Raw genomic sequence first — 26,008 nt, 5'->3', positions numbered from 1 at the left:
CGGCGCTCGCGCCGGAAGCCCGACGTCCGATCCGCCGCTTCCTGTAACCGGAAACACGTGGTCGCGATACCCACCGGGTCGGATTCGTGCCCCACTCTGACCTAACGTGGAGCAGGTGAGTGCCCACGATCTTCCGATTGACCTTCGACGTGCTCTGGTGGCTGTCGCGCGGACGCCCCGCCTGCTCGTGGCGACCGACTACGACGGCACCATCTCCCCCATCGTGAGCGATCCCGAGAAGGCCTACCCGCACGACGATGCGGTGCGGGCGCTGCGGGGCCTCGCCGCTCTGCCGTCGACGGCCGCTGCCGTCATCTCGGGACGCGCTCTCAAGGATCTCGCCGCCCTGTCGCGCCTGCCGGTCGAGGTCAAACTCGTCGGCAGCCACGGCTCCGAGTTCGACATCGGATTCGTCCACGAGATCGATCCCGACGCGAGGGACCTCCTCGCCACGATCGTCGAGGGACTGCACTCGGTGGCATCCCGGTTCGACGGCGTGCAGGTGGAGGCCAAGCCCGCGAGCGCCGCGCTGCACGTGCGCAACGCCTCTCCCGCCGATGCCGAGCAGGCCCTCGATCTCGTGCGCAGCGGCCTCGCGCTCCAGCCCGGTGTGCAGGTCACCGAGGGCAAGGCAGTCATCGAGTTGTCCGTGGTGCCCACCGACAAGGGCAAGGCGCTCGACGTCATCCGCCACCAGGAAGCCGCCAGCGCGGCGGTCTTCTTCGGCGACGACGTGACCGACGAGAAGGCCTTCCGTTCGCTGCAGGGCCCGGACGTCGGGGTGAAGATCGGCGACGGCGACACCGCCGCCGAGTACCGCGTCCGCACCAGCGAAGAGGTCATCGCCGCACTCGCGTTCCTGCTCGAGGAACGTCGCACCTGGTTGTCCGGCGCCCACGTCGCGCCGATCGAACGCCTGACCATGCTCGCGAGCCCCCGCTCGAAGGCACTCGTCACCCCCGACGGCACGATCACCTGGCTGTGCCACCCCGAACCCGATTCCGCGGCGGTGTTCGCCCACCTCCTCGGCGGTGACGCAGCCGGTCACTTCACCATCGGCCCGACCCGCCAGGCGCTGCCGCTCAGCCAGCGCTACGTCGACTCGACGATGACGGTGGTGACCCGGTGGGCGTCGCTCGCGGTGATCGACTACCTCCCGCACGACGTCGAGGCCGGCCGTACCGACCTCACGCGCGTGATCACCGGGCGCGCGAGCGCGGTGGTGACCTTCGCCCCGCGACCGGAGTTCGGACAGGGACAGGTCACCCTCGAGGTCGAGGACGACGGCATCCGCGTCATGGGCTTCAACGAGCCCTACGTCCTGCGCTCCCCCGGCGTGCGGTGGGACATCACCACGGATGGCGTGCACCAGACGGCCCACGCCGTGGTCGACCCCACCGAGAACGACATCATCCTCGAACTCCGCTGCGGCACCGACGATCTCGATGAGCACCCGGTGCCGGAGGTCGAGCGTCGGGCACAGTCCGAGGCCTACTGGCACACGTGGGCGTCCCAGCTCGAGCTGCCGCCGCTCAAGCCCGATCTCATGAAGCGTTCGGCGCTCACCCTGCGGGGGCTGGTCCACGGTCCGACGGGCTCGATCCTCGCCGCGGCGACCACCTCGCTCCCCGAGGAGATCGGCGGTGTCCGCAACTGGGACTACCGCTACTGCTGGCTGCGCGACGCCGCGCTCACGGCGCAGGCGCTCGTGCGGGTCGGATCCCTCGAGGAGGCCGAGAACTATCTCGACTGGGTCCACCGCGTCCTCGAGACCGTGCCGGGCCCCGAACGTCTGCACCCGCTGTACACGCTCGCCGGCGGACCGCTGCCGCCCGAGGCCGTGATCGACTCGCTTCCCGGATACGCCGGTTCGCGGCCCGTGCGGGTCGGCAACGCGGCGAACCAGCAGGTGCAACTCGACGTCTTCGGCCCGATCGTCGACCTGATCGCCGACCTCGCGCACAGCCGCGAGTCGCGCGGCGTGTCCCACGACCGTGCCCTCACCGACCGGGACTGGGAGCTCGTCTGCTCGATGGTCACCGCGGTCGAACGGCGCTGGTTCGAACCGGACCACGGCATCTGGGAGATCCGCCACGCACCCCGCCACCATGTGTACTCGAAGGTCATGGGGTGGCTGACCGTCGACCGGGCACTGACGCTCGCCGAGAAGTTCGGCCGGACCGCCGGCGAGGGCTGGGCGGCGCTGCGCGACGAGATCGCCGAGGAGGTCACCGAGAAGGGCTGGAACGACGAGGTCCAGTCGTTCACCTCGGCCTACGACGGCACCGATCTCGACGCGGCCACCCTGTTCATCGGCCTCACCGGACTCGTCGACCCGCAGGACGAGCGGTTCCGGGCGACCGTGCAGGCCACCGAACGGGAGTTGCGCAGCGGCGCGACCGTCTACCGCTATCACAGCGACGACGGCCTGCCGGGCGCCGAAGGCGGCTTCCACCTGTGCGCGGCGTGGCTGGTCGCGGCCTACCTGCTGGTCGGGCAGCGCAACGACGCCGAGGCGCTGTTCGCGCAGCTGGTCGCGGCGGCCGGACCGACCGGGCTGCTCAGCGAGGAGTACGACCCCGTCGCGGAGCGTGCGCTGGGCAACCACCCGCAGGCGTACAGTCACATCGGTCTGCTGCGCTGCGCCCAGCTGCTGTCGGGCGCGAAGGCCACGGGCGACCGGCAGCACTGAGCTACGAGCGGGGCCGCTCGGTCACTCGGCGTACCACTCGCTCTCGACCCGACCCGAGGTGGCACCGAACCACAGCTGGGTCCCCAGGGTCTCGAGCGCGGGCACACCGGAGTGCGAGGGGGCGGCGAGGAGCAGTTCGCCTGCGCGCCGCCCCTTGTCCTTCTGCGGTTGCCTCACGGTCGTGAGGCCTTCGCGGATCGCTTCGTCGATGCCGTCGAAGCCGGTGATCGACAGGTGGCCGGGCACGTCGAGACCCATCTGATTGGCCCAGGCGAGAGCGCCGAGCGCGAGCACGTCGGTGGTGCACACGAGCGCGGTGATCCGCGGGTTCATGCGCATGATCTGCGCCGCGGCGGACAGGCCGTCCTCCGCGGTGTGGGTGTAGCGCTCGACGACGGTGAGCGATTCGGGGGCCAGCCCTGCGGCGCTCATGGCGTCCTGGACGCCGCGGATGCGTTCGCGCTGCACGTGGAAGGCGCCGGATTCGAGGGTCGACAGGTCGACGACCCCGTCGTGCCGTTCGCGGCCGAGGCGCATCGACAACATGCCGATCTGGCGGTGGCCGAGTTCGATGAGGTGGGCGGCGAGATCGCGCATCGCCCGCCGGTCGTCGATGCCCACCACCGGGGTGTTCTCGAGCCCGCGCGGCTGGTCGCACGCGACGATCGGGAGGTGCCGTTCGAGCACGGCAGCGAGATAGGGGTCCTCGGCGGGGACCGAGTAGACGACGAAGCCGTCGACGGACGAGCGGTGCACGACCTGTGCGGCCTCGTCGTCGGTCCGGCCCGGTCCGGCGGGGATGAGCAGTAGTCCCTGTCCGGCCGCTTCGCAGGCCTCGGACAGTCCCGACAGGAAACTCATGGCGGCGGGATCCCGGAAGGAATAGCTCAACGCTTCGGTGAGCAGGACCCCCACGGCTCCTGCCTTGCGGGTGCGCAGCGACCGCGCCATCGGATCCGGGCCGGCATATCCGCGTCGTTTGGCGACTTCGAGGACACGTTCGCGTAGCTCGGCGGACAACTGGTCGGGGCGGTTGTACGCGTTCGAGACCGTGGTGCGGGAGATCTTCAACTCGGCGGCAATCGACGCCAGGGTCGCCTGTCGGCGCGGCTGACGAGACCTGGACATGAGAGGACCGTAGTCCTGTGTCCATGGTCACGACCACCCAGGGATGGTAGGAGGGCTCGGTGTCGTCCGCTAAAGTGGAACGGTAACGGTTACCAATAACGTTTGGGTCGGTCGCTCGGTCGTTCCGGACCCCGTTCGTCGAAGACCGCCGATCCTCAGGAGAAGAACTGTGCGACTGTCCTCCCGCACGGCCCTCGCAGCCGCCGCCGTAGCCTGCGCGACCGCCCTCGCCGCGTGCGGCACCGATACCTCCGGCGCCGACGACGACGAGATCAGCGTCGTCGCCTCCACGAACGTGTGGGGGTCGATCGCGCAGGCGGTGGCCGGAGACCGCATCGAGGTCCGCTCGCTCATCACCGAACCGAACGCCGACCCGCACTCCTACGAGGCCAGCCCCCTCGACGCCGCGGCGATCTCCGACGCCTCGCTCGTCGTCTACAACGGCGGTGGCTACGACCAATTCGTCGACGACATCCTCGGCGCCACCGGGGACAAGCCTGCAGTCGTGGAGGCCTTCGCCCTGTTCGAATCCGGCGCGTACTCGGATCTGCACGCCGGACACGATCACGGCGACGAGGACGGCACCGACGACGCCATCGAGAGCGACTCGGAGACAACCGTTTCCGAGGACCACTCGCACGAGAGCGGTGAGGTGTCCGACGCCGGCGACGGGCACTCGCACGAGGGTCACGACCACGGCGGCATCAACGAGCACGTCTGGTACGACCTCGCGACCGCCGACGCCGTCGCGCACGCCGTCGCCGAGCAGCTCGCCGAACTCGACCCCGACGGCGCCGCCGTCTACGAGGCCAACGCCGCGGGCTTCCACGAGAACCTGCACTACGTCGCGGATGTTGTCGACAAGCTCGCCGACACACACGGCGACGCACCCGTCGCCCAGACCGAGACGATCGGCCACTACCTCGTCTCGGCCGCGACGCTCGACGACATCACTCCCCCGGATTTCACCAACGCCATCGAGAACGGCACCGATCCGTCCCCGGCGGCGATCGCGGCGACACGGCAGTTGTTGGTCGACAAGCAGGTTCGCGTCCTGATCTACAACCCGCAGACCGAGGACCGGATCAGCCGCGAGATGCGCACGGCAGCAGAGTCGTCGGGCGTCCCCGTGGTCGAGGTTTTCGAAACCCTGCCCGAAGGTGTCGACTACATTCAGTGGCAGGCCCGGACCGCCGAGACCCTCGCCGCCGCGCTCGAGACCGCCTCCTGACCATCCGATCGAGAACACGGACTCCGGTGACACCTCCTCCATCCGACCGCACGCCCACAGTCGAACTCCGCGATGCCCGGCTGGCATTCGGCGATCGGGTCCTCTGGGACGGACTCGACCTCGTCGTCGAACCCGGCGAGTTCCTGGCGGTGCTCGGACCGAACGGTGCCGGCAAGACATCGCTGCTCAAGGTGCTGCTCGGCCAGCTCCCGCTCACCTCCGGAACCGCGACCATCGCCGGGCAGGCCGTCCGGACCGGGAACTCGCACGTCGGATACGTGCCGCAGCAGAAGTCTCTCGACGAGGGCGTCCCGCTGCGGGGACGCGATCTCGTGGGCCTCGGCATGGACGGACATCGCTGGGGCACCGGCCTGCGCACGCGCCGGCGGCGCCGCGTCGCGGTCGACGACGCGATCGCTCAGGTCGGCGCAGAGACCTATGCCGGAGCCCCGATCGGCACGCTCTCCGGTGGTGAGCAGCAGCGGCTGCGTATCGCGCAGGCGCTCGTGGGAGATCCGCGCGTACTCCTGTGCGACGAGCCGCTGCTCAGTCTCGATCTCGCCAACCAGCACCTGGTGTCGGCGCTCATCGACCGCCGCCGCCGCGACCACGACACCTCCGTCCTGTTCGTCACCCACGAGATCAATCCGATCCTGCCGCTGGTGGATCGCGTGCTGTACCTCGTCGACGGCCAGTTCCGCATCGGCACCCCCGCCGAGGTGATGACCTCGCAGGTGCTTTCCGAGCTCTACCGCACCGACGTCGAAGTGCTCGAGATGCGCGGCCGCCTGGTGGTCGTCGGCACCGGCGACGCCATCGACGCGCTCGGCAGCGCCGGCGGACTGCGCCCCGGGGAAGGCGTCCACCACGATCACGAGGATCACGAATGAGCAGCAAGTTCACCGACGCCCTCGGGCGGATGTTCGACGTGGAGACCACCGTCGAACTCCTGCAGTACGACTTCGTGCAGCAGGCGCTCGTCGCCGGTGCGATCCTCGGTCTGCTCGCCGGAGTGATCGGCCCGCTGATCATCAGCCGTCAGATGGCGTTCTCCGTCCACGGCACCTCCGAACTGTCGCTCACCGGTGCCGCGGCGGCGCTCATCATCGGGGTCTCCGTCGGGATCGGTGCGGTCGCGGGTGCCGTGATCGCCGCGATCCTCTTCGGGGTCCTGGGGACACGTGCCCGCGAACGCGACTCCGTCATCGGCGTGGTGATGGCCTTCGGACTCGGTCTCGCCGTCCTGCTGCTGTGGGCCTACGACGGACGCACCGGCGCCGCCTTCTCGCTGCTCACCGGTCAGATCGTGGCGCCCGGCGGTACCGGCATCGCCCTGCTCGCCGCGTGCGCTGCCGTCGTGATCCTCACGCTGCTGGTGATCTACCGTCCGCTACTGTTCGCCAGCACCGACCCGGAGGTCGCGGCTGCACGCGGCGTCCCGGTGCGCGCATTGTCGATCGTGTTCGCGGTGCTCGTCGGTGTCACCGCCGCACTCGGTGTGCAGATCGTCGGCGCGCTGCTGGTGATGGCACTGCTCATCACCCCGGCCGCCGCGGCGGCCCGGGTGGTCAGCGGGCCGCTCGCCGCCACGGTGCTGTCTGTGGTCTTCGCGGAGATCTCGGCGGTCGGCGGCATCCTGCTCGCGCTGGCGCCGGGCGTGCCGGTCTCGGCGTTCATCACGACGATCGCGTTCGTCATCTACATGATCTGCCGCGTGATCGGCACCGCCCGCAACCGACGTGGTTCCGGGCGGGTCGCTGCAACTGCCTGATTCACGGCCCGTCGGGACGTGATCTTGACGCGCTCCTCGACGTCCGCCCAGTTTCCCGAGGTTGCTCCAGTAACGGGACGTCACAGACATCGGGGGGTGGAGAGTGCAGCACGTCACGCGTCGTTCCTTCGCATCGACAACCCCGACAAGCGGTTCCTGTGGCACCGGTCGAACCCCGAGGTGTTCGGTCGTCACCTCGCCTTCGAGCCCTACACCGGTCTGGTCGAGGCGTGCGTCGGCGAGAACATGACGGCCCTGTGCGCCGCCGGTGTCGGCGGCGGGTCGCTCGTCTACCAGGGCATGACGCTGCAACCCGACGAAGCGGTGTTCAACGCCCACTTCCCGAACGAACTCGACTGGGCGCGCATGGACCGCGTCCACTACCCGCGCGTCGCGCAGATGCTGCACCTGGCCGTGGCGCCCGACGAACTCGTCGACAGCCCCAACTACGCGACCTCGCGCATCTTCGCCGACCGTGCGCGGAAGGCCGGCTTCCCGATCGACAAGATCCCGATGCCGATCGACTGGGACTACGCGCTCGCCGAACTCCGCGACGAGATGGCCCCGGCCTACACCGACGGTTCGGGTGCGATTGGTGTCAACAACGGCGGCAAGCACTCCGTCGACGTCACCTACATCGCGGAGGCCGAGGCGACCGGTCTGGTCACCGTCGCGACGCAACACGAGGTCACCGACATCGAGCGTGCCAAGGACGGCCGGTGGACGGTGCACGTGAACCACATCGACACCTCCGGTGCCGTCGTCGAGAACAAGATCCTCACCACCGACGCGCTGGTGCTGTCTGCGGGCACCATGAACACCACCCGGCTGCTGATGAAGGCCGCCGCGAAGGATCTCATCTCCGACCTGCCCGACGGCGTCGGACAGGGCTGGGGTTCGAACGCCGACCGCATCTACCTCTGGACGAACCTCGAAGAGGAGTTCGGCGCGGTGCAGGGCGGTCCCGTCGTCTACGGCAGCAAGAACTGGGACGACCCGAACTCCGCGTCCACCGTCATCCAGGCCTCCATTCCCGGCTTCTACGGGATCGACATGCGCAGCACCGTACTGGTGGGCTACGGCGTCAGTGAGGGTCGCGGGCACTTCGTCTACGACGCCGCTCGCGACGACGCCGTCCTGCGCTGGCCGCACGAAGGGGACGCGGTGCTGCAGACGGGTCACATCGACCCCACCGTGCGCCGCATCGCCGGCGAACGCAGCATCCTGACCGACACCAACTCGATCGTCCCGTCGACCTGGCACCCGCTCGGCGGCGCGAGCATGAGCACGGTGTGCGATCTCGAGGGCCGGGTGTTCGGCCAGCGCGGGCTGTACGTGCTCGACGGAGCCCTCATGCCGGGCAACACCGCCGCGTGCAACCCGTCGATGACGATCGCCGCCGTCGTCGAACGCGCCCTCGACGACATCGTCGTCCGCGACGTCGGAACGGTCTTCTGAGCGGGCATAGACTCGGGTCGTGACCCGCATCGACCTCAACAGCGACCTCGGCGAGAGCTACGGCCGGTGGCGTCTCGGCGACGACGAGACCATGCTCGACATCGTCACCAGCGCCAACGTGGCGTGCGGATTCCACGCCGGCGACCCGGCGACACTGCTGCACACGTGCCACGGCGCCGCGAAGCGCGCGGTAAGGATCGGTGCCCAGGTCGGCTACAACGACATCGGCGGTTTCGGCCGCCGCTTCATCGAGGTGCCGTCGGCGGATCTCACCGCCGAGATCATCTACCAGATCGGCGCGCTCGACGGTCTCGCCCGGGCGGCCGGTTCGTCGGCGAGCTACGTCAAACCCCACGGCGCGCTGTACAACGCGATCGTCCATCACCGCGAACAGGCCCGTGCGGTCGTGGATGCGGTACGCGCCTACGACGCCTCGCTGCCCGTCCTCGGACTGCCCGGCTCCGTCTTCCTCGAGGAGGCCGAACGGGCCGGACTGAAGGTGGTCGCCGAGGCGTTCGCCGACCGCGCCTACACCCCCGAGGGCACGCTCGTCTCCCGACGCGAACCCGGTGCGGTACTGCACGATCCGGAGGAGGTCGCCGAGCGGGTCCTGCGCATGGTCACCGAGGGGGTGGTCACCGCCATCGACGGCAGCGACATACGCGTGAACGCGCAGTCGGTGTGCATCCACGGCGACTCCCCCGACGCCACGGCGATGGCCGTCGCCGTGCGCCGCCGGCTCGACGCCGAGAAGATCGACATCCGGGCGTTCGTGTGAACGCCCGACATCGCGAGGTCCACCGATGAAAATCCTTCGTGCCGGAGACAGCGCCCTGCTCGCCGAATTCGATTCCCTCGACGAGGTTCTCGCCCACTTCCGGGCACTCGACCGCGAGCGGCCGCGTGGCGTCGTCGATCTCGTGCCGGCGGCGCGGACACTGCTGGTGTGCTTCGATCCGTCGGAGACCGGCGCGCAGGTCGTGCACAAGTGGGTCACCACCACCCCACCGGTGTCCGGGGACGACGTCGACATCGAGGAGGTGACGCTCGAAGTCCGGTACAACGGCGTCGATCTCGAAGAGGTCGGCGAGTTGACCGGCCTCGGCGCGGACGGCGTGATCGCCGCCCACACCGGCGGCCTCTGGACGGTCGCCTTCGGCGGGTTCGCGCCCGGCTTCGCGTATCTCACCGGCGGGGATTCTCGATTGCACGTGCCGCGTCGCAGTTCACCGCGCACCTCCGTCCCGTCCGGCGCCGTGGGACTGGCGGGTGAGTTCTCGGGCGTCTACCCGCGGAAGTCGCCCGGAGGATGGCAACTCATCGGAACCTCCGATGCCCCGCTGTGGCAACCGGACCGGACTCCTGCGGCGCTGCTGCGACCGGGATGTGCGGTGCGCTTCGTCGCGATCTGAACCGTCCCCGGATCCACTGCGCCGCTGCGCTCAGATACCGAGCACGGCCTTCGCGACGAGGAAATAGATCACCAGGCCGGTCGCGTCGACGAAGGTCGTGATGAACGGATTGGAGAAGACCGCGGGGTCGGCGCGGATCGATTTGGCCACCAACGGCATCGCACCACCGACGGTGGCGGCGAGGGTGCAGATGCTCACCAGCGTCAGCCCGATCACCGCGCCCACCGACGAGTCGTAGACCAGGGACGTCAGGACGAACGCGACCGAGCCCAGCAGGACACCGAGGGACAGACCCACCCGGAGCTCGCGGGCGATCACCCCGCCGATGTCGCGTGGCGTCACGTCGTCGAGCGCCAATGCGCGGGTGACCGTGGTGGCGGCCTGGTTTCCGGTGTTGCCCCCGGTGCCGATGATCAGCGGCACGAACAGCGCCAGGGTGACCACCTGATCGAGGGTCGACTCGAATACCTCAAGGACCTGGACCGTGAGGGTCGCGCCGAGTGCCAGGAAGAGTAACCACACCACCCGCGAGCGCACCAACTGCCCGACGGGTGTCGCGAGATAGGGCCGGCGCAGCGGCTCGGTACCGCCGATGCGCGCCTGGTCCTCGCTGTCGGCGGCTTCGAGGATCCGCAGGGCGTCGTCGACGGTCAGGATGCCCACCAACCTGGTCTCGCTGTCGACGACGATCAACGCCAGCAGTTTGAGTTCGGCGCAGCGGCGCGCGGACTCCTCGGCGTCGTCGGTCACGCGCGCCCAGTAGGGCTCGTTCATGATGTCGGCGAGCACCGTTCCCGGCGCCGCAGTCATCAGCTCGCGCAGACCGACCACCCCGACGAGCACACGACCGTCGTCCACCACCGGCAGCGTGTACACCGTCTCCGCGTCGTCGAGCCGACGACGCACGGCGTCCATCGCCTGCTCGACGGTCATGTCCTGCCGCAGCGACACGAAGGCCGGGCTCATCCGCCGGCCGATCGACCGCTGCGGATAGCCGAGGATCGTGGCGGTCACCTCGCGGTCGGCGGGCGGCAGGCCGCGCATGAGGGTCGACGCGACCGTCGCGGGCAGTTCGTCGAGCAGTTCCACCCGGTCGTCGGGTTCGAGGTCGGCGAAGATTGCGGCCACCTGATCGTCGCGCAACCCGCGGAGCAGTTCGCTCTGCATGCTCGGGTCGAGCTGTTCGAAGACGTCGATCGCCCGGTCCTTGGGCAGCAACCGGTAGAGCACTGCTCGATCCGTCCGACCGAGCCGTTCGAGCACGTCGACGACCTGTTCGACGCTCAGTTCCGCGACAGCGTCGTGCGCGGCCTGAAGGTCGTCGGCCTCGACGGCCTTCTCGATCAGTCGCGTCGTCGCCGCCCGGACGTCTGCTTCATCCATGATCGTCACCTCCTTCCTCATGATCTTCAACCTAACGCGATCGTTCGGCCGGAGTGCGGACGTGCGATCGAAGCCGGTGAGTGAGAATGAACATCGTGGCGTGGTTCGAGGTGCTCTCCGGCGGAATGCTCACGACGGTCCAGGATCGCGGACGTCCCGGTTACAGTTCCTCGGGCCTCACCCGGTCCGGTGCCGCCGACCGGCGCGCACACGACGCCGCGAACCGGCTCGTGGGGAACCAGCCGGACGCGGCGACACTCGAGGTGACCGGCGGTGGTCTCGCCGTCCGCAGCGTCGGCGAGACGATCGTGGCCGTGACCGGTGCCCGCGCCGACGTGACCGTGTGCGACCGGCCGGTCGGCGACTGGGCGCGCATCACCCTCCGCAACGACGACGTGCTGCGGATCGGCGTCCCGAACGAAGGCCTGCGGATTTACCTCGCGGTACGCGGCGGCATCGACGTGCGGGAGGTACTCGGCAGTAGATCCACCGACATCCTGTCGCACACCGGACCGGCACCCGTTCGCGCCGGCGACAGTCTGCTCGTCGGGGCGATGTCGGGTCACCTGCCCGACGAGGAGCAGTTCCCACCACCACCGCCGATGGACGACCCCGTAGAGATCCGGGTACGGTCCGGCCCGCGCGACGACTGGTTCACGCCCGGATCACTGCGGGCGCTGTTCCACGAGACGTGGACGGTGACACCGGAACTCGACCGGGTGGGTATCAGGTTCCACGGTCCCGGCCGACTGCACCGGGCACGGCACGAGGAGATGCCCAGCGAGGGCATGGTTCCCGGCTCGCTGCAGATACCGCCGGACGGGCATCCGGTGCTGTTCCTCGTCGACCATCCCGTCACGGGCGGCTATCCGGTGGCCGCGGTGGCGGTCGCCGCCGATCTGCCGGTCGCGGCGCAACTGCGTCCCGGACAGCGGGTGCGGTTCGTGCCGGTACGGTGATCGCTGCTGGGTGACCGTCAGGCGCGTGACGGCACGGAGGTGTCGTCCTCGTCGGTCGGGTCGGTAGCCGTCACCCGACGTACGAAGGTGATCGCCTCGTCGAGTGCGTGTGTCGCGGGCGGAGAGATGCCGGGCAGGCTGAGATAGCCGTGCACGGTGTCGGGATAATCGGTCTCCGCGACGTTGCCGCCCTTGGCCCGCAATGCTTCGGCGTATCGAACGGCGTTGTCGCGCAACGGGTCGTGCCCGGCGATCTGGACGAGGGCCGGTACGGCGGCACCGGCGAGCGTGCCGCGCAGGGGAGCCGCGGTCGGCGCATACGGATCGGCTCCGGCCAGATACAGGCGCACGAACGCCCGCATACCGCGGGAGGTGAGCACGGGAGCGTTCGCGAACTGCCGCTCCGACGGGAACTCCTCCTCCATCTCCGTCGCCGGATAGATCAGCACCTGACCGGCCGGCAGCGGACCACCCGAGCGGCCGGCCACGTCGGCGACGACCGCGGCGAGGTTGCCTCCGGCACTGTCACCGGCGACCACGACGCGGGACGGATCACCGTCGAGTTCCGCAGCGTGTGCGACGACCCACCGGAACGCCGCCCAGCAGTCCAGCACCGCTGCGGGATAGGGATGTTCGGGGGCGAGCCGGTAGTCCACCGACACCACGACGCTCGGGGTCCGCGCGGCGGTGTGGCTCGCCCACCACTCGTTCTGCTCCGGATTGCCGAGCACCCACCCGCCGCCGTGGAACAGCAGCACGACCGGCAGCGGACCGCTCGTTCGCGCCGAGGGCCGATAGATCCGCAGACGGGTCCGGACCGGGGAGTCCTCGGGGGCGAGATCGTCGATCACCTCGTGCTCGAGATCGACCCATCGGTCCTCGATCCGCACGCCGGGATGCGTCCGGCCCGAGATCAGCCGTCCGACCGGGGACGACAGGAGCTTCGTGCGCGCAGCACGACGTGCCGGGATCTCGTCGACGGACGCGTCGGCAATGGACTTGTCGGCGAAGCGTTCGAGGAAGGCGAACACCTTCGTACGGAACGGCAGGGATGCGACCACGAGGACAGACTAGGCCCTCGCGACCGCAGCTCGGGCAGACTCGATCAGACCCGACGCTGCCGCGCGATGTCCGCGAGCACCACGCCCGCCGCGACGGAGGCGTTGAGCGACTCGACGTCTCCGGCCATCGGGATGGAGAGAACGGCGTCGCAGGTCTCCCGCACCAGGCGCGAGAGTCCCTTGCCCTCCGACCCCACGACCACGACGACGGGATCGGTGCCGTCGAAATCGTCGAGGTTGGTGTCGCCACCGGCATCGAGACCGACGACGCGGACACCGCGGGACTGCCAGTCCTTGAGCGTGCGCGTGAGGTTGGTGGCACGCGCGACGGGCAGTCGCGCTGCGGCACCGGCGCTCGTGCGCCATGCCACGGCCGTCACCGACGCCGAACGGCGCTGCGGGATGACCACACCGTGGCCGCCGAAGGCCGCGACCGAACGGATCACCGCGCCGAGATTGCGCGGATCGGAGATGTTGTCGAGGGCCACGAGCAGCGGACGCTCGTGGTTCTCCGCGGCGCGGGCCAGCAGGTCGTCGGGGTGCGCGTAGCGGTACGGCGGCACCTGCAGGCCGATGCCCTGGTGCATCCCGTTCGACGACAGACGGTCGAGTTCGGAACGCGAGACCTCGAGGATCGAGATGCCCATCTCGGCCGAGCGCTGCACGGCTTCCTTGAGCCGCTCGTCGGCCTCGGCGCCGAGGGCGACGTACAGAGCGGTCGCGGGCACACCGGCACGTAGGCACTCGACGACCGGATTGCGGCCGAGCACCATCTCGGGCCCGTCCTCGGCCTTGCGACCGGCCGCGGGACGACGACCGCCACCGCGCGGGTCGGCGGCCTTGGCCGCGGCCCGGGCACGCCGTGCGGCGGGGTGGTAGGGCCGGTCCTCGGCCTTGGGGGTAGCGCCACGCGCTTCGAGCCCGCGTCGCCGCTGCCCGCCGGACCCGACGACCTGACCCTTCTTCGTGCCGCCCTTACGAATAGCGCCGCGACGCTGGGAATTGCCTGCCATCACTGTCCTGCTTTCAGAGACCACTCGGGTCCGTTGGGCGTATCGGTCACTTCGACCCCCGCGGCTGTGAGGCGGTCCCGCACCTCGTCGGCCACCGCCCAGTTCTTCTCGGCCCGGGCGGTCGTGCGGCGTTCGAGATCCGCGCCGACCAGCACGTCGAGTGCCGCGAGTGCGGCCGACCCTGAATCGTCGGTGGAGCACCAGTGCTCGTCGAGCGGGTCGACACCGAGGATGCCGAGCATGCTCCGGACCTGCGAGGCGATCTGCACGGCCGTGTCGAGATCGCCGTTGTCGAGCGCCTTGTTGCCCTTGCTGCGCTTGCGGTGTATTTCCGCGAGCGCCTTGGGCACACCGAGATCGTCGTCGAGTGCCTCGGCGAAGGCCTCGGTCCACTCGCCCACGGGCACCTCGCCCGCGCGGTCGCGGGTCTTGAGCACGAACGACTCGAGTCCCCGGTACGCTGCGGCCGCTTCGGCGAGCGCATCGTCGGAGTATTCGAGCATCGAACGGTAGTGGGCGCTGCCCAGGTAGTAGCGCAGTTCCTGCGGCCGGACGCGGGCGAGCACGTTGGGGATCGACAGCACGTTACCGAGCGACTTCGACATCTTCTCGCCGCCCATCGTCACCCAGCCGTTGTGCAACCAGTAGCGGGCGAAGCCGTCGCCGGCGGCGCGGGACTGCGCCATCTCGTTCTCGTGGTGCGGGAAGACGAGGTCCATGCCTCCGCAGTGGATGTCGAAGGTGCCGCCGAGATAGAAGCCGGCCATCGCGGAGCACTCGAGATGCCAGCCGGGGCGACCACGTCCCCACGGGGTGGGCCAGGACGGCTCACCGGGCTTCTCGGCCTTCCACAGCGTGAAGTCGCGGGGGTCGCGCTTGCCGAGTCCGGCGCTCTCACCCTGGTGGACGTCCTCGATGCGGTGTCCGGAGAGGGCACCGTATTCGGGGTAGCTCAGCACGTCGAAGTAGACGTCGCCGTCGGCCGCGTAGGCGTGCCCGGCGTCGATGAGGCGCTGGATGAGTTCGACCATCTGCGTGATGTGGCCGGTCGCGCGAGGTTCCACCGAGGGAGGAAGCACACCGAGCGCATCGTAGGCGCGGTTGAAGGCCCGCTCGTAGGTCGCGGCCCACTCCCACCACGGCCGACCTGCCTCTGCCGCCTTGCGGAGGATCTTATCCTCGATGTCTGTGACATTTCTCACAAACAAGACATCGAGACTCTTGGTAGCGAGCCACCGGCGGAGCACGTCGAACGCAACGCCGCTGCGTACGTGCCCGATATGGGGTTCGCCTTGGACGGTGGCCCCACACAGGTACACCGAGGCCTGGCCGGGGACCAGCGGTTCGAAATCCCGCACGGCCCGCGATTCGGTGTCGTATAAGCGCAAGGTCACGACCGTCTATCCTACCGCTCGTCCTGCTGGGCCAGGACCAGTGCGGTCGCAACCGCCGCCACACCTTCTCCCCGGCCGGTGAGCCCGAGTCCGTCCGTGGTGGTCGCCGACACGGAGACCGGACCGCCGAGCGCCTCGGACAGCACCGCCTGTGCCTCCTCGCGCCGCGGCCCGATCTTCGGGCGGTTCCCGATCACCTGGACGGCGGCATTGCCCACCACCCAGCCGGCGTCGTCGAGCAGGCGACGTACCTCGCCGAGCATCGCGACACCGGAGGCGCCGGCCATCTCCGGTCGGCCCGTGCCGAAGACCGATCCGAGGTCGCCGAGACCGGCGGCCGAGAGCACCGCATCGCACAGCGCGTGCGCAGCGACGTCCCCGTCGGAGTGACCCGCGCACCCGTCGGCGCCCTCGAACAGCAGACCGGCCATCCAGCACGGCCGTCCGGCCTCCACGGGATGCACGTCCGTTCCGATGCCGACACGCACGATGCTCACATCTCCTTCTCGGTGCGGACGCCGGACGCGAGCACGGTCCGTGCCAGCACCAGGTCCAGTGGGGTGGTGATCTTGAAAGCGAGAGGGTCTCCCACGACGGTGGTGATCCGCTCCCCCAACCGCTCGACGAGTCCCGCGTCGTCGGTCGCGTCGGCGGCGTCGCGGTTGGCCCGCTCGAGCAATTCGACGTCGAATCCCTGCGGCGTCTGCACCGCGCGGAGGGTCGACCGGTCGGGAGTCCCGGTGACGACTCCGTCCTTGTCGACACTCTTGATGGTGTCGACGACGGGCAGGACGGGGATCACCGCGTCGCTGCCGGCCCGCAACGCGTCGACGACCCGGACGAACAGCTCGGCCGGGGTGAGCGCACGCGCGGCGTCGTGGACGAGCACGAACCGCGCGCCCGATGCCGCCGCAAGACCGGCGCGCACCGAGTCGGCGCGTTCGGCGCCACCCGCGACGACGGTGACCCGGTCGGCGAACGACTCGCCGACGAGCCGGTCCGCGGGCGTCGCAGCCAGTTCGGGCGGCGCGACGATCACCACTCGATCGATGACCGCTGAAGCGAGCATCGCCTCGACCGAGCGGTCGAGCATCGTGCGGCCGTCCAGTTCCACGAACGCCTTGGGCAGTGGTTCTCCCAGGCGAACACCGCGGCCGGCCGCCGGAAGGATTCCGACGACCGGCCCGTTGCGATCGCTCATGTGCAGTTTGCCGATGTCTCGCGCGTCAGGAAGCGGCGGCGAGAACCTCGTCGAGCATGGTCTCCGCCTTGACGTCGTCGGTGCCCTCGGCGAGCGCGAGCTCACCGACGAGGATCTGACGTGCCTTGGCGAGCATCCGCTTCTCACCTGCGGACAGGCCGCGGTCCTGCTCCCGGCGCCACAGGTCGCGCACAACTTCTGCGACCTTGTTGACATCGCCGGAGGCCAGCTTCTCGAGGTTGGCCTTGTACCGCCGTGACCAGTTGGTGGGTTCTTCCGTGTGGGGTGCGCGCAGCACCTGGAAAACCTTGTCGAGGCCTTCCTGCCCGACGACGTCGCGCACTCCGACGTACTCCGCGTTCTCTGCAGGTACCCGGACCGTCAGGTCGCCCTGCGCGACTTTCAGAACCAGATATTCCTTCTGCTCACCCTTGATGGTGCGTGTTTCGATTGCTTCGATCAGCGCCGCACCGTGGTGGGGGTATACGACGGTGTCTCCGACCTTGAAAATCATGTGTCCCGTGCCCCTTTCGATTCTCCCAGTTTAACACGTGACCACATCACCCTCCCGTCAACGATGCAGGTCAGGGGCACCGAGCACTGAGCGTAGGGCTTGACAGGCAGTTGCTTCCGTGTATCGGGTGACCTCCGACACACCCGCCCGTGGGCGCCTGTCGATCTCGTCTTCCGCGCGCGAATCCGCACGAGATCCGGCCCCGACGTACACAGCGCACACGGGAACTACTACTCTGCCTAGTGGATTGCGAGCCTTACTCGAGTGGAGGAACCCGTGACTGCTCTCAAAGCGCCGACTCGTCGAGTCGTGACCGCTCTCGCCCTTGCCGCGGGAGCGGCGCTCACGATGTCCGCGTGCAGCGCCGGTCAGATCACCCAGACCTCGACGCAGGTCGCGGCCATCAACGGTTCCAACGTGGACGCCGGCAGCCTCGCGCTGCGCAACGTGCACGTGATCTACCCGAACTCCGAGGAGTACAGCATCGAGCCCGGCGGCACCGCCCAGCTCGGCTTCACGATCGTCAACCTCGACCCGTACGTGGGCGACAACCTCACCGGTATCTCCACCGATTTCGCGGCTTCGGTCACGGGCACTCCCATCGAGGTCCCTCCGCAGTCCTCCGTGGTCGCCGGCGTCTCCGAGGCGAACGCCGCCCTCGTCGAGGAGGTCGACGAGTCGCCGCGTCCGAACAGCACCGAGGAGACCCCCTCCCCCGCTCCGGCCAGCGTCGTCAACAGCGTCGAGCTCGTGAACCTTTCCGAGGGTGTCCGTCCGGGCCTGACGATCCCCGTCACCTTCACCTTCGCCGAGGCCGGCGACGTGACCCTGTCCGTGCCGGTCGACGCCGGACCGGAGCTTCCCCGCGACGAGTCGGAACTCTCGCCGATCGTGGGCGAAGCACACTAGGAATTCCTTACGAGAGGGCCCGGTCGAGCACAGCTCGGCCGGGCCCTCCTCGCATCCGCTCCGGTGTCGGTGCGACCGACTATCCTCCGGCCGTGGCAAAGACCAAGACCCTCTACCGCTGTTCCGACTGCTCGCACACCGTCGCGAAGTGGGTCGGGCGCTGTCCCGAATGCGGAACGTGGGGGTCGATGGACGAAGCACCCGTCCAACCGGTCGCGGTCGCCTCGCGGTCGGGTACCTCGCTCGCCCGCGCCGGTGCCGCCGCCGTGCTGCCGAGCACCCCGGCCACCCCGCTGTCGCAGATCGACGGCAAGGCCACCCACGCGAAGCCCACGGGCATCCCCGAGCTCGACCGCGTCCTCGGCGGCGGTGTCGTACCCGGTTCGGTCGTCCTGCTCGCCGGCGAGCCCGGTGTCGGCAAGTCCACGCTGCTCCTCGAGGTGGTGCACCGCTGGGCGTTGCGCGGCGAAGCCGATCGCGCGCTCTACGTCACCGGCGAGGAGTCGGCCGGTCAGGTGCGCCTGCGCGCCGACCGCACCGGCGCCGTGCACGACCGGGTCTATCTTGCCGCCGAGAACGACCTCGCGACGATCTTCGGGCACGTGGAGCAGGTCAAGCCCACGCTGCTGGTCGTCGACTCCGTCCAGACGATGCTCGCCGCCGACGTCGACGGCGTGACCGGCGGTGTCACGCAGGTCCGCGCAGTCACCAGCGCCCTGACCTCCCTCGCGAAGTCCAGCGGCATCCCGGTGCTGCTCATCGGCCACGTCACCAAGGACGGCGCGGTCGCCGGTCCGCGTTCCCTCGAGCACCTCGTCGACGTGGTGCTGCACTTCGAAGGCGACAAGCACTCCACGCTGCGCATGGTGCGCGGGGTGAAGAACCGGTTCGGAGCCGCCGACGAGGTGGGCTGCTTCGAACTTGCCGAGGACGGGATCGTCGGCGTCAGCGACCCGTCGGGATTGTTCCTGCAGCACCGCGACGAGGCCGTGCCCGGCACTGCCGTCACGGTCACGATGGACGGCAAACGCCCGCTCCTCGGTGAGGTCCAGGCGCTCGTGGTGCCCACGCACAATCCTTCACCGCGACGCGCCGTGAGCGGTCTCGACTCGGCGCGGGTGGCGATGGTGCTCGCGGTGCTCGAGCGTCGCTGCGGGCTCGGCCGGCTCGGTAACTGCGACGTCTACGCCTCCACCGTCGGCGGTATGCGGATCACCGATCCGTCCGCCGACCTCGCGCTCGCACTCGCCGTCGCCTCAGCCGTACGCGACCAGCCCGTCCCGGCCGGCACCGTGCTGCTCGGCGAGGTCGGTCTCGCCGGGGAGGTCCGTCGTGTCGTCGGTGCGGGTCGCCGACTCGCGGAGGCGAACCGGCTCGGCTTCGACCGCGGGGTGGTTCCGCGCGATGTCGAGGGTGTCCCGAAGGGCATGAAGAAGTTCGAGGTGTCCAACGTGGCGCAGGCACTGTCGACCCTCACACGCTGACCTGCGGACATGTCGGCAGCGCCGATCTGCCGAGGTGTCGGCGGCCGGTGCGAACATGTGTTCGTGTCCGATGCGACGGTGCTGCATGCCGATCTCGACGCGTTCTACGCGTCGGTGGAGCAGCGCGACGATCCGTGGCTGCGCGCCAAACCGATCGTCGTGGGCGGGGGCGTCGTACTCGCGGCGAGCTATGAGGCCAAGGCTCACGGCATCGTCACCGCGATGTCGGGCCGAGCCGCCCGCGCCCTGTGCCCGGGACTGATCTCGGTGCCTCCCCGCATGGAGGCCTATGCGCAGGCCTCGCGCGACGTCTTCGCGATCTTCGATCGCACCACACCGATCGTGGAGGGGATCTCCATCGACGAGGCGTTCCTCGACGTCTCCGGTCTCGGGCGCATCGCCGGCAGACCCGTCGACATCGCCGCACGCCTGCGCCGCACGGTCGCCGAGGAGGTGGGGCTGCCGATCACCGTCGGTGTCGCGCGCACCAAGTTCCTCGCCAAGGTCGCGAGCGGGGTGGCCAAGCCCGACGGACTGCTCCTCGTCCCTCCGCACGCCGAACTCGAGTTCCTCCATCCGTTGCCGGTGGAGCGGTTGTGGGGCGTCGGCAAGGTGACGGCGGCGAAGTTGCACGCGCACGGTCTGCGGACCGTGGCCGATGTCGCCGCCCACTCCGAGTCCGATCTCGTCTCGCTGCTCGGACGCACGGCGGGACGCCACCTGCACGCGCTCGCGATCGGTCACGATCCGCGTCCGGTCCGGCATCGGCGGCGCAGTTCGATGGGCGCGCAGCACGCGCTCGGCCGCGGACCCCACAGCCTCGAGTCGGTCGGCGAGACGCTGCAACTGCTCGTCGACCGCGTGGGCCGGCGGATGCGCCGGGCCGGACGCCTCGGCCGCACGGTGGTCCTGCGGATGCGCTTCGCCGACTACACCCGCGCGACACGCTCTCACACGCTGCCCGGGGCCACCGCACGCACCGATCTGCTGTCGGCGGCGGCGCACGACCTGCTCGAGCAGACCCGACCGCTCATCGCCGAGCGCGGTCTCACGCTCATCGGGATCGCGGTGACGAATCTCGTCGGTGAAGGCGTCGAGCAACTCGAGCTGCCGTTCGACGAGCCGGTCGAGGCCGCCGGGGACAGTACTGGAGACACGCGAACGCAGCACCGCGCCGTCGACCGGCATGCCCTCGATGCCGTCCTGGACGATCTGCACTCCCGCTACGGCGCGGGCGCGGTCACTTCCGCGGCGTTGCTCGGACGCGACCACCGGCCGGGTGTTCCGCTGCTCCCCGACGGACCGGAGACCTGAACGCGAAAACCCGGAGGGCGGAGATGTCAGACGGCGGAGATGTCGTGTTCACTCTGCGGGATGCCGTCGGCGTAGTCGCGGCCCTTCGCGAAGTGCTCGTGCCCGACGACGACGAACAACCCGACCGACGACGCCACCACGACGTCCGGATCGGCCGGCGGACCGGCGACGATGCGCGCCTCCGCACTGGTGTAGACCTTGCGCCGCACCAAGCCGTCGACGCGGGCGCGGAACTCGAGCACCGAGCCCAGGGGGATGGGACGGGCGAAGTCCGTCTCGAAGTGCCCGGTGACGACGGCGGTCCGCAGGGCGGCGTTGCACGCCATTCCCTGGACCTCGTCGAAGGCCGTCATGAGGATGCCGCCGTGGATGAATCCCGGTCCGCCCTGGTAGCGCGTGGCGACGTCGAGACGGCCGAGCACCTCGAGGCCCTCGCCGATCGTGAACTCCATCGCGAGGCCGGAGGGCTGGTCGTCACCACACCCGAAGCACTTGTTCCAATGCTGCGGTACCGGCGCACCCGGGCCGGGATGATCTTCCGGTAGATCGGGAACGACGAGGTCGTCGGGCAAAGTCCAGGTGCTGCGCATAAGCAAGTAATGTAGTTGCGCGGTCGGGGCGCCGATCCACGAGTCCGCGCATTGTGACGACGACCGCAGACCGCACAGGGGAAGGAAGTCCAGATGACCGAGTCGGCGCCGGCATCGACGCTGAGCGACACCATCGCTCGTCTGGCGCCCGGCACCGCGCTACGCGACGGTCTCGAACGCATCCTCCGCGGCCGCACGGGCGGCCTGATCGTCCTCGGTTTCGACGACAAGGTCGCCGAGCTGTGCGACGGCGGTTTCGAACTCGACGTCGAGTTCGCCCCCACCCGACTTCGGGAGCTGTCGAAGATGGACGGCGCCGTGGTCGTGTCCACCGACGGTTCGCGCATCGTGCGTGCCAACGTGCAACTCGTGCCCGATCCGAGCATCCCCACCGTGGAGTCCGGCACCCGGCACCGCGCCGCGGAACGCACCGCAATCCAGACCGGATATCCGGTGGTTTCGGTCAGCCAGTCGATGAGCATCGTCAGCGTGTACGTCGACGGTCGCCGCCACGTCATCAACGACTCCGCGACCATCCTGTCCCGGGCCAACCAGGCCGTCGCGACACTCGAGCGCTACAAGGCCCGCCTCGACGAGGTGACCCGGCAGTTGTCCGTGGTCGAGATCGAGGACATCGTCACGCTGCGCGACGCGCTCACCGTGGCGCAGCGGCTCGAGATGATGCACCGCCTGTCCGTGGAGATCGAGCAGGACGTGCTCGAACTCGGGACCGACGGTCGCCAGCTGGCCCTCCAGCTCGAAGAACTCGTCGGCGACAACCAGCTCGCCCGGCAGCTCATCGTGCGGGACTATCTTGCGGGCGAGCACGTCCCCACCCAGCAGGAGGTCGAGCAGGCGCTCGAGCGTCTCGCACACCTGACCGACGTCGACCTGCTCGACCTGACGAGCCTCGCCCGCGCCTTCGGCTATTCGGGCACCATCGAGGCCCTCGACACCTCGATGAGTCCCCGCGGTTATCGCGTGCTCCATCGGGTGCCGCGCCTGCAGGCCCGGCAGATCAACCGGCTCGTAGGTGCGTTCGGCACACTGCAGGGCCTGCTCGCGGCCACCGCTGCCGATCTGCAGGCGGTCGACGGGGTCGGCGCCCTGTGGGCCCGGTACATCCGCGAGGGACTGTCGCGGCTCGCCGAAGCCGCGATCAACCACTACGACTGAACAACTACCGGACGAGCAGCAGGTCAGGGCGTGATGTTGAACGGCTCGGGCGCGCTGCGCAGGCCGCCGAGCTGCCCGACCACGGTGTACGCGCCGGGACCGACCGGTTCGCGCGGCGCCTGGCAGCCGGGCTCGGAGGTCGTCGCCGACCACTTGACGGAATAGGCGGCCTGGTCGCCCGGAGCGAGCGACCGGATGTCGGCGGTCGATTCGGGGAAGCAGTCGGTGTTCGCCCAGAGTCGCTCGTTGCCGTCGAGGCTGTAGACGAGCACCTGCTGAAGGCCCGCACCGAGGTCGCGTTCGCACTGCGACGTGCCGATGTTGGTGATGACGATCGTGAAATCGGGTTCGGAACCGACCCTGTAGTTCGGCTCGTCCGCCGTCACCCGCACGGCGAGCGACTGATCGGAGCACTGCCCCGGCGGAACCGGAGCAGCGGAGGTGGTGGCGGACGTGGACGTGTTGTCCTCGTCGTTCGCGTCCTCCGAGGCCGAATCCCCTGCACTACGCGTCCCGGACGAACCCGAGGATCCACCGCTCCGGGTGGTGCTCGCGGACGCCGCGTCGGCGGACGCATCGGCCGCCGTCGTGGTGGCGGAGGTCGTCACCTCCGCTGCTGCGGGTTCGGGATTCTGATCGGGGTCGTCGCCGCCGGTCAGCGCCACTACGAGCCAGATGACCAGAGCCAGCACGACCACCGAGACTCCGATCGCGAGAATGCGTCGTCGCCAGTAGATCTCGGGGGGCAGAGGACCGGTCGGTTCAAGCACGCCCCCCACGGTATGTGCCACAGGCTGCGCACGGCTACACCGCCGTCGGCGTGTCGCTGTGACCTGCAGTCACATCGTTGTGACCGCAGGTGCACCCGCCTTCAGTTGTCGGAGACCTCGCCGATGTCTCCGAAGTGGCCCCGCAGACTCACCTTGCCGTCCTCGAGCTTGTAGGTGACGCCCACGATGGCGCAGCGGCCGTCGGCGATGCGGTCGGCGATGATCCGCGAACGATCCGTGAGCAGCTTGCCCGTCTCGACGACGTGGCGCCCCTCGAGTTCGTCGACGGTGGACAGACCCTCGGCCCTGCCCATGAGGATCGAGGGAGCGACACGCTCGACGAGGCTGCGGATGTGGCCGCCCGGCACCGTGCCCTTGTCGAGGGCATCGATGGTCGCCGCCACGGCACCACAGCTGTCGTGACCGAGGATGACGATGAGCGGAACGTTGAGGATGTCGACTGCGTACTCGATGGAACCGAGGACGGAACTGTCGATGACGTGACCCGCGGTGCGGACCACGAACATGTCGCCGAGCCCCTGGTCGAAGATGATCTCTGCGGCGACGCGGGAGTCTCCGCAGCCGAACAGCACGGCGGTGGGGTGCTGGCCGTTGACGAGTTCGGCGCGACGATCGATTCCCTGGCTCGGGTGCAGCGGCGTGTCGCTGACGAAACGATGATTACCCTCGGTCAGGGCTTTCCAGGCGGAGATGGGATTGGAGTTCGGCATGCCTACATTATTCACCTGCGCACATGTCCGATTTCGTTCGACATCTCCTCAGCGGATCCCCACACCCGACCCCGTGACCGGAGGAGACCCGAGATGTCCGTGGACGCACCGTCGTTGCTGCGCTGGTATGCCGCGCAGGCGCGCGACCTGCCGTGGCGCCGCGACGGGGTGACGGGCTGGCAGATCCTCATGTCCGAGGTCATGCTGCAGCAGACGCCGGTCGCCCGGGTCGCTCCGATCTGGGAGGAGTGGGTGCGGCGCTGGCCCGTGCCGTCCGCGATGGCCGCCTCGAGCCAGGCCGAGGTGCTGCGGGCGTGGGGCAAGCTCGGCTATCCGCGCCGCGCGCTGCGCCTGCACGAGTGCGCCGGCGTACTCGCCGCCGAGCACGACGACCGGGTTCCCGAGGACGTCGACGTCCTGCTGACCCTGCCCGGCGTCGGCGCCTACACCGCCCGCGCCGTGGCGTGCTTCGCATACGGACAGCGTGTGCCGGTGGTGGACACGAACGTGCGTCGTGTCGTCGCCCGCGCCGTCCACGGTCGGGCGGAGCCAGGAAACCCTTCGACCACAAGGGATCTCGCCGACGTCGAGGCTATCCTTCCGCGTCAGCGTTCACGTGCGGCGACCTTCTCCGCGGCGCTGATGGAACTCGGTGCGACCGTGTGCACCGCTCGCACGCCCGACTGCGGACGCTGCCCGCTGCCCGAGTGCGCATGGGTACAGGCCGGGCGGCCCGCCCACGACGGACCACCCCGGAAGGTGCAGAAGTTCGCCGGCACCGACCGGCAGGTGCGCGGCCGGTTGATGGCGGTGCTGCGCGAGAGCAGCGTCCCGGTGGAGCGTCCCGTCCTCGACAGCGTGTGGACCACGGATCCGGGCCAGCGCGACCGCGCCCTGCATTCACTGCTCGTGGACGGTCTCGTCGAGCAGACCGACGACGGCCGTTTCGCGCTCGCCGGCGAGGGATCGACCTCCTAGATCCGGCTTACCGACAGTGCTACTCGAGTCAGCTCGCCGACAGTGCTACTCGAGTCAGCTCGCCGACAGTGCTACTCGAGTCGGCTCGCCGACAGTGCGTGCGCGGTGAGGAAGTGTTCCACTGCGGTGCGGAACTCGTCGGGCCGGTCGTCGTGCACGAGATGCCCGGCGCCGTCGACGAGGACGTGGTCGGTGCCGGGTCGCGTCACCATCCGCCGCATCTGCCCCGCGGGGGTGATGGTGAACTCGCCTTCGAGCAGCAGCGCGGGCACGCGGATCGAGTTCCACTCGTCCCAGAAGTGCCGCGACCCCCACTCTTCCGAGATGTCGCGGAAGGTCTCGACCTCGCCGTGCAGATACCAGCCGTCATCGCGGCGGACGAACGAGTCGAGGAAGTAGCGACCCGCGACGGGCCCGAAGAAGTCGAACACCGCATCCCCGGTGGGGAACGGTTGCGGCCACTGCGCGATCATGGCCGCCCAGTTCGCGGCCGTGCGTCCCCGGAAGTCGGGCGCCATGTCCTCGAGCACCAGCGCGGTGACCCGCTCGGGATGGGTCGCAGCGAAGCACCACGCGTGCAGGGCACCCATCGAATGCCCGATCACGACGAGCGGTTCGGTGATCCCGGTGAGATGGGTTTCGAGATCGGCGACGAACGCCTCGGTGGTGAGTTCGTCGGGAGCGGGACGACCGTGACCGGCGGCGTCGAAGGTGTACACGTGTCCGTGTTCGCGCAGCCACGGCACGTGACGACGCCACGTGCGGGCGCTGCCCATGAGACCGTGCAACAGCAGGATGGGTCGTCCGGTTCCGCCCTCGTCGTGCAACACAATCGACCA

25 protein-coding genes are annotated in these 26,008 nt (G+C 69.3%); 13 read left to right on the top strand and 12 right to left on the bottom strand.

The window, feature by feature from the left end; translation table 11 throughout:
• Positions 1-115: 115 nt before the first annotated feature.
• The gene (gene otsB / locus K3M35_RS12400) at positions 116-2,692 is read left to right on the top strand and encodes a trehalose-phosphatase (protein WP_039583886.1); all 2,577 of its coding nucleotides are present in this window, start codon (positions 116-118) and stop codon (positions 2,690-2,692) included.
• A gap of 21 nt (positions 2,693-2,713) precedes the next feature.
• Here otsB and K3M35_RS12395 read toward each other — a convergent pair whose 3' ends face one another.
• Positions 2,714-3,820 carry a LacI family DNA-binding transcriptional regulator gene (locus tag K3M35_RS12395; protein ID WP_071936215.1) on the bottom strand — a complete coding sequence of 369 codons (1,107 nt, stop codon included), beginning with the start codon at positions 3,818-3,820 and terminating at the stop codon, positions 2,714-2,716.
• Positions 3,821-3,989: 169 nt separating this feature from the next.
• On the opposite strand from K3M35_RS12395, the gene K3M35_RS12390 reads away from it, so the two are divergent.
• The 6 genes from K3M35_RS12390 to K3M35_RS12365 all read left to right on the top strand — a co-directional run bounded on the left by K3M35_RS12390 (position 3,990) and on the right by K3M35_RS12365 (position 9,692).
• Complete coding sequence (locus tag K3M35_RS12390) at positions 3,990-5,051, top strand: metal ABC transporter solute-binding protein, Zn/Mn family (RefSeq protein WP_033096921.1); 1,062 nt, start codon at positions 3,990-3,992, stop codon at positions 5,049-5,051.
• A 26-nt stretch (positions 5,052-5,077) separates the two neighbouring features.
• A complete protein-coding gene (locus K3M35_RS12385) occupies positions 5,078-5,941 on the top strand; it encodes a metal ABC transporter ATP-binding protein (protein ID WP_006550472.1) in 864 nt (287 codons plus the stop codon).
• The gene (locus tag K3M35_RS12380) at positions 5,938-6,822 is read left to right on the top strand and encodes a metal ABC transporter permease (RefSeq protein WP_006550474.1); all 885 of its coding nucleotides are present in this window, start codon (positions 5,938-5,940) and stop codon (positions 6,820-6,822) included. Before K3M35_RS12385 ends, K3M35_RS12380 begins: the two co-directional genes overlap by 4 nt.
• A 96-nt stretch (positions 6,823-6,918) precedes the next feature.
• Positions 6,919-8,280, top strand: coding sequence for a GMC oxidoreductase (locus K3M35_RS12375; RefSeq protein WP_308257073.1), 1,362 nt, complete (start codon positions 6,919-6,921; stop codon positions 8,278-8,280).
• A 19-nt stretch (positions 8,281-8,299) separates the two neighbouring features.
• Positions 8,300-9,058 carry a LamB/YcsF family protein gene (locus K3M35_RS12370; RefSeq protein ID WP_039583839.1) on the top strand — a complete coding sequence of 253 codons (759 nt, stop codon included), beginning with the start codon at positions 8,300-8,302 and terminating at the stop codon, positions 9,056-9,058.
• Positions 9,059-9,083: 25 nt separating this feature from the next.
• Positions 9,084-9,692 carry an allophanate hydrolase subunit 1 gene (locus K3M35_RS12365; RefSeq protein WP_064061070.1) on the top strand — a complete coding sequence of 203 codons (609 nt, stop codon included), beginning with the start codon at positions 9,084-9,086 and terminating at the stop codon, positions 9,690-9,692.
• 30 nt (positions 9,693-9,722) lie between these two features.
• On the opposite strand, the gene mgtE is transcribed toward K3M35_RS12365, so the two are convergent.
• Positions 9,723-11,075 (bottom strand): magnesium transporter, encoded by a 1,353-nt coding sequence (gene mgtE / locus K3M35_RS12360; RefSeq protein WP_024102862.1) that lies wholly within the window; start codon positions 11,073-11,075, stop codon positions 9,723-9,725.
• 86 nt (positions 11,076-11,161) lie between these two features.
• On the opposite strand from mgtE, the gene K3M35_RS12355 reads away from it, so the two are divergent.
• Positions 11,162-12,034 carry a biotin-dependent carboxyltransferase family protein gene (locus tag K3M35_RS12355; RefSeq protein WP_220666481.1) on the top strand — a complete coding sequence of 291 codons (873 nt, stop codon included), beginning with the start codon at positions 11,162-11,164 and terminating at the stop codon, positions 12,032-12,034.
• Positions 12,035-12,051: 17 nt separating this feature from the next.
• Here the strand turns inward: K3M35_RS12355 and K3M35_RS12350 are convergent, their stop codons facing one another.
• The 6 genes from K3M35_RS12350 to carD are packed head-to-tail and all read right to left on the bottom strand — an operon-like array spanning position 12,052 to position 17,217.
• The gene (locus K3M35_RS12350; RefSeq protein ID WP_220666480.1) at positions 12,052-13,095 is read right to left on the bottom strand and encodes an alpha/beta hydrolase; all 1,044 of its coding nucleotides are present in this window, start codon (positions 13,093-13,095) and stop codon (positions 12,052-12,054) included.
• A gap of 44 nt (positions 13,096-13,139) precedes the next feature.
• Complete coding sequence (gene rlmB, locus K3M35_RS12345) at positions 13,140-14,108, bottom strand: 23S rRNA (guanosine(2251)-2'-O)-methyltransferase RlmB (protein ID WP_006550482.1); 969 nt, start codon at positions 14,106-14,108, stop codon at positions 13,140-13,142.
• Positions 14,108-15,502, bottom strand: a complete 1,395-nt coding sequence (gene cysS, locus K3M35_RS12340) for a cysteine--tRNA ligase (RefSeq protein WP_006550483.1) — start codon at positions 15,500-15,502, stop codon at positions 14,108-14,110. The genes rlmB and cysS overlap by 1 nt, the downstream gene beginning before the upstream one ends.
• A gap of 11 nt (positions 15,503-15,513) precedes the next feature.
• Entirely contained in the window at positions 15,514-15,990 is a 477-nt protein-coding gene (ispF, locus tag K3M35_RS12335; protein ID WP_037217226.1) for a 2-C-methyl-D-erythritol 2,4-cyclodiphosphate synthase, read from the bottom strand.
• 5 nt (positions 15,991-15,995) lie between these two features.
• The gene (gene ispD, locus K3M35_RS12330) at positions 15,996-16,703 is read right to left on the bottom strand and encodes a 2-C-methyl-D-erythritol 4-phosphate cytidylyltransferase (protein ID WP_039583832.1); all 708 of its coding nucleotides are present in this window, start codon (positions 16,701-16,703) and stop codon (positions 15,996-15,998) included.
• Positions 16,704-16,728: 25 nt separating this feature from the next.
• Positions 16,729-17,217 carry an RNA polymerase-binding transcription factor CarD gene (carD, locus tag K3M35_RS12325; protein ID WP_006550486.1) on the bottom strand — a complete coding sequence of 163 codons (489 nt, stop codon included), beginning with the start codon at positions 17,215-17,217 and terminating at the stop codon, positions 16,729-16,731.
• Between the two features lie 276 nt (positions 17,218-17,493).
• Here carD and K3M35_RS12320 point away from each other — a divergent pair, with 276 nt between their 5' ends.
• From K3M35_RS12320 to dinB, 3 genes are all read left to right on the top strand, one after another.
• Positions 17,494-18,126, top strand: coding sequence for a hypothetical protein (locus K3M35_RS12320; protein ID WP_220666479.1), 633 nt, complete (start codon positions 17,494-17,496; stop codon positions 18,124-18,126).
• 92 nt (positions 18,127-18,218) lie between these two features.
• Positions 18,219-19,610: a DNA repair protein RadA gene (gene radA / locus K3M35_RS12315; RefSeq protein WP_006550487.1), complete on the top strand. Its 1,392-nt coding sequence runs from the start codon at positions 18,219-18,221 to the stop codon at positions 19,608-19,610.
• A gap of 57 nt (positions 19,611-19,667) precedes the next feature.
• On the top strand, positions 19,668-20,924 hold the full coding sequence (gene dinB, locus K3M35_RS12310) for a DNA polymerase IV (protein WP_006550488.1): 1,257 nt from the start codon (positions 19,668-19,670) through the stop codon (positions 20,922-20,924).
• 26 nt (positions 20,925-20,950) lie between these two features.
• Here dinB and K3M35_RS12305 read toward each other — a convergent pair whose 3' ends face one another.
• Positions 20,951-21,514, bottom strand: coding sequence for a PaaI family thioesterase (locus K3M35_RS12305; protein ID WP_006550489.1), 564 nt, complete (start codon positions 21,512-21,514; stop codon positions 20,951-20,953).
• Between the two features lie 93 nt (positions 21,515-21,607).
• On the opposite strand from K3M35_RS12305, the gene disA reads away from it, so the two are divergent.
• Complete coding sequence (gene disA, locus K3M35_RS12300; protein WP_006550490.1) at positions 21,608-22,690, top strand: DNA integrity scanning diadenylate cyclase DisA; 1,083 nt, start codon at positions 21,608-21,610, stop codon at positions 22,688-22,690.
• Positions 22,691-22,713: 23 nt separating this feature from the next.
• Here the strand turns inward: disA and K3M35_RS12295 are convergent, their stop codons facing one another.
• Together K3M35_RS12295 and K3M35_RS12290 are read right to left on the bottom strand one after the other, a co-directional pair.
• Positions 22,714-23,460 (bottom strand): hypothetical protein, encoded by a 747-nt coding sequence (locus tag K3M35_RS12295; RefSeq protein ID WP_220666478.1) that lies wholly within the window; start codon positions 23,458-23,460, stop codon positions 22,714-22,716.
• Between the two features lie 101 nt (positions 23,461-23,561).
• Positions 23,562-24,191, bottom strand: a complete 630-nt coding sequence (locus K3M35_RS12290) for a carbonic anhydrase (protein WP_019290184.1) — start codon at positions 24,189-24,191, stop codon at positions 23,562-23,564.
• A 93-nt stretch (positions 24,192-24,284) separates the two neighbouring features.
• Between K3M35_RS12290 and K3M35_RS12285 the strand changes: the two genes are divergently transcribed.
• Positions 24,285-25,169: an A/G-specific adenine glycosylase gene (locus tag K3M35_RS12285; protein ID WP_019290185.1), complete on the top strand. Its 885-nt coding sequence runs from the start codon at positions 24,285-24,287 to the stop codon at positions 25,167-25,169.
• Between the two features lie 71 nt (positions 25,170-25,240).
• Here the strand turns inward: K3M35_RS12285 and K3M35_RS12280 are convergent, their stop codons facing one another.
• Complete coding sequence (locus K3M35_RS12280) at positions 25,241-25,999, bottom strand: alpha/beta fold hydrolase (protein WP_220666477.1); 759 nt, start codon at positions 25,997-25,999, stop codon at positions 25,241-25,243.
• Between the last annotated feature and the right edge of the window lie 9 nt (positions 26,000-26,008).

Source organism: Rhodococcus sp. DMU2021 (assembly GCF_019641445.1).
In the GTDB taxonomy this organism is placed as follows: Bacteria; Actinomycetota; Actinomycetes; order Mycobacteriales; family Mycobacteriaceae; genus Rhodococcus; species Rhodococcus pyridinivorans.
The sequence above is the reverse complement of the archived record's forward strand: the minus strand, read 5'-3'. Positions and strand labels throughout refer to the sequence as shown.

Bases quoted from the DNA above. Each gene is read 5' to 3' on its own strand.
- K3M35_RS12395 (WP_071936215.1), bottom strand. From the start codon at position 3,820: ATGTCCAGGTCTCGTCAGCCGCGCCGACAGGCGACCCTGGCGTCGATT.
- disA (WP_006550490.1), top strand. From the start codon at position 21,608: ATGACCGAGTCGGCGCCGGCATCGACGCTGAGCGACACCATCGCTCGT.
- ispD (WP_039583832.1), bottom strand. From the start codon at position 16,703: ATGAGCGATCGCAACGGGCCGGTCGTCGGAATCCTTCCGGCGGCCGGC.
- K3M35_RS12290 (WP_019290184.1), bottom strand. From the start codon at position 24,191: ATGCCGAACTCCAATCCCATCTCCGCCTGGAAAGCCCTGACCGAGGGT.
- carD (WP_006550486.1), bottom strand. From the start codon at position 17,217: ATGATTTTCAAGGTCGGAGACACCGTCGTATACCCCCACCACGGTGCG.
- K3M35_RS12355 (WP_220666481.1), top strand. From the start codon at position 11,162: ATGAACATCGTGGCGTGGTTCGAGGTGCTCTCCGGCGGAATGCTCACG.
- K3M35_RS12285 (WP_019290185.1), top strand. From the start codon at position 24,285: ATGTCCGTGGACGCACCGTCGTTGCTGCGCTGGTATGCCGCGCAGGCG.
- rlmB (WP_006550482.1), bottom strand. From the start codon at position 14,108: ATGGCAGGCAATTCCCAGCGTCGCGGCGCTATTCGTAAGGGCGGCACG.
- K3M35_RS12305 (WP_006550489.1), bottom strand. From the start codon at position 21,514: ATGCGCAGCACCTGGACTTTGCCCGACGACCTCGTCGTTCCCGATCTA.
- K3M35_RS12380 (WP_006550474.1), top strand. From the start codon at position 5,938: ATGAGCAGCAAGTTCACCGACGCCCTCGGGCGGATGTTCGACGTGGAG.
- K3M35_RS12365 (WP_064061070.1), top strand. From the start codon at position 9,084: ATGAAAATCCTTCGTGCCGGAGACAGCGCCCTGCTCGCCGAATTCGAT.
- mgtE (WP_024102862.1), bottom strand. From the start codon at position 11,075: ATGGATGAAGCAGACGTCCGGGCGGCGACGACGCGACTGATCGAGAAG.